The 6,000-nt window shown below is 39.3% G+C and carries 7 protein-coding genes; all 7 read left to right on the top strand.

Features of this window, described 5'->3' with window-relative positions; translation table 11 throughout:
• Positions 1 to 120 precede the first annotated feature (120 nt).
• The 7 genes from IEV69_RS10115 (at position 121) to IEV69_RS10085 (ending at position 5,915) form a co-directional block, all read left to right on the top strand.
• Positions 121 to 507 (top strand): DUF4260 domain-containing protein, encoded by a 387-nt coding sequence (locus IEV69_RS10115; RefSeq protein WP_188442071.1) that lies wholly within the window; start codon positions 121 to 123, stop codon positions 505 to 507.
• Between the two features lie 111 nt (positions 508 to 618).
• A complete protein-coding gene (locus IEV69_RS10110; RefSeq protein ID WP_229741424.1) occupies positions 619 to 933 on the top strand; it encodes a GIY-YIG nuclease family protein in 315 nt (104 codons plus the stop codon).
• A gap of 31 nt (positions 934 to 964) precedes the next feature.
• The gene (locus IEV69_RS10105) at positions 965 to 1,330 is read left to right on the top strand and encodes an MmcQ/YjbR family DNA-binding protein (RefSeq protein ID WP_188442067.1); all 366 of its coding nucleotides are present in this window, start codon (positions 965 to 967) and stop codon (positions 1,328 to 1,330) included.
• Between the two features lie 36 nt (positions 1,331 to 1,366).
• A complete protein-coding gene (locus IEV69_RS10100; RefSeq protein ID WP_188442064.1) occupies positions 1,367 to 3,145 on the top strand; it encodes a MutS-related protein in 1,779 nt (592 codons plus the stop codon).
• A gap of 47 nt (positions 3,146 to 3,192) precedes the next feature.
• Positions 3,193 to 3,840, top strand: coding sequence for a hypothetical protein (locus IEV69_RS10095; protein ID WP_229741423.1), 648 nt, complete (start codon positions 3,193 to 3,195; stop codon positions 3,838 to 3,840).
• A 225-nt stretch (positions 3,841 to 4,065) separates the two neighbouring features.
• Complete coding sequence (gene atpD, locus IEV69_RS10090; protein WP_188442062.1) at positions 4,066 to 5,571, top strand: F0F1 ATP synthase subunit beta; 1,506 nt, start codon at positions 4,066 to 4,068, stop codon at positions 5,569 to 5,571.
• A gap of 65 nt (positions 5,572 to 5,636) precedes the next feature.
• Positions 5,637 to 5,915: a FoF1 ATP synthase subunit delta/epsilon gene (locus IEV69_RS10085; RefSeq protein WP_188442061.1), complete on the top strand. Its 279-nt coding sequence runs from the start codon at positions 5,637 to 5,639 to the stop codon at positions 5,913 to 5,915.
• Positions 5,916 to 6,000 lie beyond the last annotated feature (85 nt).

Genomic DNA, 6,000 nt, shown 5'->3' with positions numbered 1-6,000 from the left:
AGAGAGATTGTTGATGAAAAGTACTTTTCATCAACAATCAATTACTATTTTTAACAATGAAATTAATGTTTAAAAACGGTCAACTCTAATCAGGGAAGTTCACTTTAAATTTGGAATTTTATGAATACAACCCTAAAACTCGAAGAATTAGCGCTATTTATTTTAGGCATTTTTCTGTTTTCCCAACTTTCTTTTGCCTGGTGGTGGTTTTTAGTCTTGCTTTTAACTCCTGATATCGGGATGGTGGGCTATGCCTTTGGGAACAAAACGGGTGCTTTTAGTTATAACCTCTTTCATCATCGGGGGATTGCAGCCGCTTGTTACCTTATTGGTATTTATACACAATCAGAAATCACACAACTCATTGGCGTCATCTTATTTTCCCACGCCGCAATGGACAGAATGTTTGGTTACGGTCTGAAGTATGAAAAAGGATTTAAGTTTACACATTTAGGGGAGATTGGAAATGACCCTTCGACAGGCTCAGGGTCCGGAAATGTTGACTGAGCTTGTCGAATCCGGTCACTGAGCTTGTCGAATCCGGTCACTGAGCTTGTCGAATCCGGTCACTGAGCTTGTCGAAGTGACACTCATAACTATAACAAAATGAAAGCTTATATGTACATATTAAAATGTTTTGACGGAAGTTACTATACGGGTAGCACAAAGGACATCGACAAACGATTGATGGAGCATAATAATGGGGTTGGATCAAATCACACTCGAAAAAGACTTCCGGTTACATTGATTTATTATGAAGAATATTCAAGAATTGATGAAGCTTTTTACAGGGAAAAACAAATTCAAGGTTGGAGTAGAAAAAAGAAAGAAGCATTAATAATGGGTAAACTAGATGAATTAATAAAATATAGTAAAAACTATTCTCAATTTGGCCCTTCGACAGGCTCAGAGTCCAGAGAGTTCGGTCACTGAGCCTGTCGAAGTGACTCATTAACAAACTAAAATGAACATAGAACAATACAGAAACTACTGCATAAGCAAAAAAGGCGTCACCGAACACTTTCCGTTTGATGATGACGTGTTGGTGTTTAAAGTGATGGGAAAAATGTTTGCGCTTTCATCTGTCAAAAAATGGGAAGAAGGCACACCTTCAGTAAACTTAAAATGTGACCCTGATCGGGCATTACAACTGCGGGCACAATATGAATCCATACAACCGGGCTACCATATGAACAAAAACCTGTGGAACACAGTTTCAATCAATAATGAAGTGCCCGATGAAATGATCCGGGAGCTCATTGACCACTCCTATGATTTGATAGTTGCAAGTCTTACCAAAAAACTGCAAGTTGAATTAGCCAATTTATAATTTTAGCTGTAATTTCGGAGCTTTTAAATAGTAAAGATGGCAGAGCAACCGCACGTATTTTATACCTCACAAACCGAAATCTTTCAAAAGCAACTCAAAGACATTAAACAAAAATTATTTGCTTCCAGTATGCTTCGGTTGGGGGTGTTTGTATTAATTTGTTATGGGGTGTATTTCTTTTTTGGCGATGCGAGAGGGGTCATTGCCGTGATTATTTTGGGCAGTGGCTTGTTTATATTCTTGATTTCCCGTCACAGCGACCTAAGCTTTCAAAAAAAACTATTTCAGGAGCTTATTGCTATCAACAAAAAAGAATTCCAGGCTTTAAAAAGAGAAGTGTTTGATTTTCCCGAAGGCAATGAGTTTAAAGAAGACATGCACTATTACAGTCAGGATATTGACCTGTTTGGCAAAGGTTCTTTTTACCAATACCTCAACCGCACAGCTACCCGTGAAGGAGCATCTTCACTTGCTGAAAAATTGAAAGGCAACACCATTGATAACATCAAAAATAAGCAGGAAGCCGTCCAGGAACTTTCGGAAAAAGCAGCCTGGCGTCAGGATTTTACGGCCTATGCTTCCATTTCAAAATCGGAAACTTCCACAGCAACTGTGGTGGATTTATTAAAAAACCATTCCTTTTTTGTGCCAAAAATAATGCAGGTGTTACCCATTGTTTTTTCAATGCTTTCCATTGGTATTTTTATAGCTTTATTTGCAGAAATCATCAATTTAAAGCAACTACTGCTTTGGTTTATTATCGGTTTGGGTATTTCTGGTACGTATTTAAAAAAAATCAACAAACTTTCTGAAGAAACTTCCAAAATTCAGGATGTTTTTCAACAATACCGTTATTTGTTATCACAAATGGAGCAATCGGTTTTCGCTTCCGCGAAATTAAAAAGCCTGCAAGAACAAATTGCATTGGAAAATGAAAAGGCTTCAGACATTGCCCGAAAATTTTCAAAACAACTGGACAATCTTGACCAGCGAAACAATATGCTCTTTGGTATTTTTGCAAACGGGTTTTTACTATGGGACCTCTATCAATGCTACCACATTGAACAATGGATCAAAAACTATGGACAAAAAGCAGAAGATTGGTTTGCGGTCATCGCCGAAATGGATGCGCTAAACTCCCTGGCCAATTTTTCATTCAACCATCCAAAGTATACCTTCCCTGAAATTACCGAAGGTAAAAACGTTATTAAAGCCCGTGATTTTGTCCATCCGCTCTTAGACCCGGCAAAAGCGGTAACAAACAATTTCAGCATTGAAAACCAGCAATTTTTTATCATCACGGGCGCTAACATGGCCGGAAAAAGTACCTTCCTGCGAACGGTTTCCCTGGGCATCGTGATGGCTAATCTTGGGCTTCCGGTATGTGCTTCTTCTTTTTCTTATTCGCCCATAAAATTGATCACAAGTATGCGCACCTCAGATTCGCTGACAGATGATGAATCCTATTTCTTTTCAGAACTCAAGCGCTTAAAGTTCATCGTTGACAAAATCCGGGAAGACAATTATTTTATCATCCTCGACGAAATTTTAAAAGGCACCAACAGCACCGACAAGGCGTTAGGCTCCAGAAAATTTATTGAAAAACTTGTCGCTTCCCATTCCACCGGCATCATTGCCACCCACGATTTGAGTTTATGTGAAGTGGAAAAAGATCACGACGAAGTGAAAAACTACTATTTTGATGCAGAAATCATTGACGATGAGCTCCATTTTGACTACACCATTAAAAATGGTATTGCACAAAATATGAATGCCTCATTCTTGTTACGAAAAATGAAAATTGTGGATGATTAAAATCATTTCGCTATTTTTACAAGAAACGAACCAAAAAACAAATCCAAATGAAAAAATTATATATACTGCCCATTTTGGGATTGCTCTTTATTGCTTGTGAATCAAAGCAAAAAGACACCGTTGAGGAAAATGTCGTGGAAGACGTGGAAGAAGTGGTTGAAACCAAAACCGATACAGAAACCGGTGCAAAAGCCTTTTGGAACACCTTGATGTCACATTGCGGCAAAGCCTTTGAAGGTGAAGTAATCAAAGCTCCTGAAAATGATGATTTCAGGGGTAAAAAACTCGTCATGCACCTATTGTCTTGCAGCGATAATGAAATTTTTATTCCCTTCAACGTGGGGGACAACAGAAGCAGGACGTGGGTTTTAAGGTATGAAAATGGAACCATAGAACTTAAACACGACCACCGCCAGGAAGACGGCTCAGACGACGAAGTAACAATGTATGGAGGCACCACTACCAACAGTGGGTTACCAAACGTAGCTGTTTTTCCGGCAGACGAACAAACCCGCGAAATCATCCCGGCTGCTGCAACAAATGTGTGGTGGATTACCGTCGATGATTCCACTTACACCTATAATTTAAAGCGTCTGGGTACAGACAGGGAGTTCTCCATTTCATTTGATCTGACCAAAGAAATTCAAACCCCTGAACCTTCCTGGGGCTGGGAAGAGTATTCAGCCAATCTATAATCCCAATTAAAAACATTACGAAACGGATTGAAGTGAATATTTGAATCCGTTTTTTATTTATAAAAAAGTAAAAATCAATCAGCATAACGATTGATTTAGAAGAAAAAATCTCAAAATCATTGGTTTTTATTTCAATTAAAAAAACTATCTTTGCGCCGTGAAAATCGTAACCTATTTTCTTAGGTTTTTATGATAATAAATTTGCTAAACAATAAATAGTTAACAATGTCAAACGTTACAGGTAAAGTTGCTCAAATCATTGGTCCGGTTGTGGACGTTGAGTTTGCTAGTGGTGCTGAACTACCAAAAATTTACGATTCATTAGAAATTGAAATGCCCACCGGGAAGTTGATTCTTGAGGTGCAATCTCACGTGGGTGAGAATACCGTGAGAACCATCTCTATGGACTCAACAGACGGATTGAGCAGAGGGGTTGATGTGGTTGCCACAGGTGCGCCCATTCAAATGCCCATTGGTGATGATATCTATGGAAGATTATTTAACGTGATCGGTGATGCCATCGACGGGATTGGTAACCTTCCAAAAGCCGGCGAGCATGGACTTCCCATTCACCGCGAAGCACCAAAATTTGAGGATTTATCAACTTCTACCGAAGTACTTTTTACAGGGATCAAAGTTATTGACTTGATTGAGCCCTATGCAAAAGGTGGTAAAATTGGTCTGTTTGGTGGTGCCGGTGTTGGTAAAACTGTATTGATTCAGGAATTGATTAACAACATTGCAAAAGGTCACGGTGGTTTATCTGTATTTGCCGGAGTGGGTGAAAGAACCCGTGAAGGTAATGACCTTTTGAGAGAGATGCTTGAGTCGGGTATTATCAAATATGGTGATGATTTTATGCACTCAATGGAAAACGGCGGATGGGATTTATCCAAAGTTGATAAAAAAGCAATGAAAGAATCGAAAGCAACTTTCGTATTCGGACAAATGAACGAACCTCCCGGAGCACGTGCCCGTGTGGCCCTTTCAGGATTGACTATTGCAGAATATTTCCGTGACGGTTCCGGTGAAGGACAAGGAAAAGACGTTCTTTTCTTCGTTGATAACATTTTTAGATTTACACAAGCCGGTTCTGAGGTATCAGCACTTCTTGGACGTATGCCATCAGCGGTGGGTTACCAACCAACACTAGCAACTGAGATGGGTGCGATGCAAGAGCGTATTACGTCAACCAAAAGAGGTTCGATTACTTCTGTACAGGCAGTATATGTGCCTGCAGATGATTTAACGGATCCTGCTCCTGCTACGACTTTTGCCCACCTGGATGCAACAACAGTACTTTCCAGAAAAATTGCCGAATTGGGTATCTACCCTGCGGTGGATCCGCTGGATTCAACGTCAAGGATTTTGACCAAGGAAATCCTTGGAGCAGATCACTACAACTGTGCATCGCGAGTAAAAGAATTACTACAACGCTATAAAGAATTACAAGATATCATTGCCATTTTAGGTATGGAAGAACTTTCTGAAGAAGACAAACTTGCGGTAAACCGCGCGCGTCGTGTTCAGCGTTTCCTTTCACAACCGTTCCACGTGGCAGAACAGTTTACCGGTCTTAAAGGAGTATTGGTTGATATTAAAGAAACCATCAAAGGATTCAACATGATTATGGACGGTGAATTAGACCACCTTCCGGAAGCAGCCTTCAACCTGAAAGGGTCTATTGAAGAAGCTATTGAAGCCGGTGAGAAAATGCTTGCTGAAGCATAAAAATTCAATGTTCAAGGTTCAAAATTTAACGTTGAACCTTGAACTTTAAACTTTGAAATAAAATTATGAAATTAGAAATCATATCACCCGAAGCCGTTTTATTGCAAGCCGAAGTAAAATCTGTCGCAGTACCCGGTGTCAATGGTGAGTTTCAAATGCTGGATAACCACGCCCCCATTGTTTCCATATTACAGGAAGGACTTGTCAAAATTGATGGAAATATATCTTTTTCTGATGCCTCAAAAAAACTGTTCAATAAAAGTGCTGATGGCAGATGGACTCTGTTTATCAATAGCGGCACATTGGAAATGAACAACAATAAGGTGATTATCCTGGCAGATTAGTTTAGTAAAAACACACATTCTATAAATCCGATAATTAGATTGATTATCGGATTTTTTTATTTCTAAATGTTACCAAGTTGTTAAA

Origin of the sequence: Planktosalinus lacus (assembly GCF_014640155.1) — a bacterium.
GTDB classification, from domain to species: domain Bacteria; phylum Bacteroidota; class Bacteroidia; order Flavobacteriales; family Flavobacteriaceae; genus Planktosalinus; species Planktosalinus lacus.
The sequence above is the reverse complement of the archived record's forward strand: the minus strand, read 5'-3'. Positions and strand labels throughout refer to the sequence as shown.

Excerpts from the sequence above, each read along its gene's own strand:
- IEV69_RS10100 (WP_188442064.1), top strand. The coding sequence starts at position 1,367 with ATGGCAGAGCAACCGCACGTATTTTATACCTCACAAACCGAAATCTTT.
- IEV69_RS10110 (WP_229741424.1), top strand. The coding sequence starts at position 619 with ATGTACATATTAAAATGTTTTGACGGAAGTTACTATACGGGTAGCACA.
- IEV69_RS10115 (WP_188442071.1), top strand. The coding sequence starts at position 121 with ATGAATACAACCCTAAAACTCGAAGAATTAGCGCTATTTATTTTAGGC.
- IEV69_RS10085 (WP_188442061.1), top strand. The coding sequence starts at position 5,637 with ATGAAATTAGAAATCATATCACCCGAAGCCGTTTTATTGCAAGCCGAA.
- IEV69_RS10105 (WP_188442067.1), top strand. The coding sequence starts at position 965 with ATGAACATAGAACAATACAGAAACTACTGCATAAGCAAAAAAGGCGTC.
- IEV69_RS10095 (WP_229741423.1), top strand. The coding sequence starts at position 3,193 with ATGAAAAAATTATATATACTGCCCATTTTGGGATTGCTCTTTATTGCT.
- atpD (WP_188442062.1), top strand. The coding sequence starts at position 4,066 with ATGTCAAACGTTACAGGTAAAGTTGCTCAAATCATTGGTCCGGTTGTG.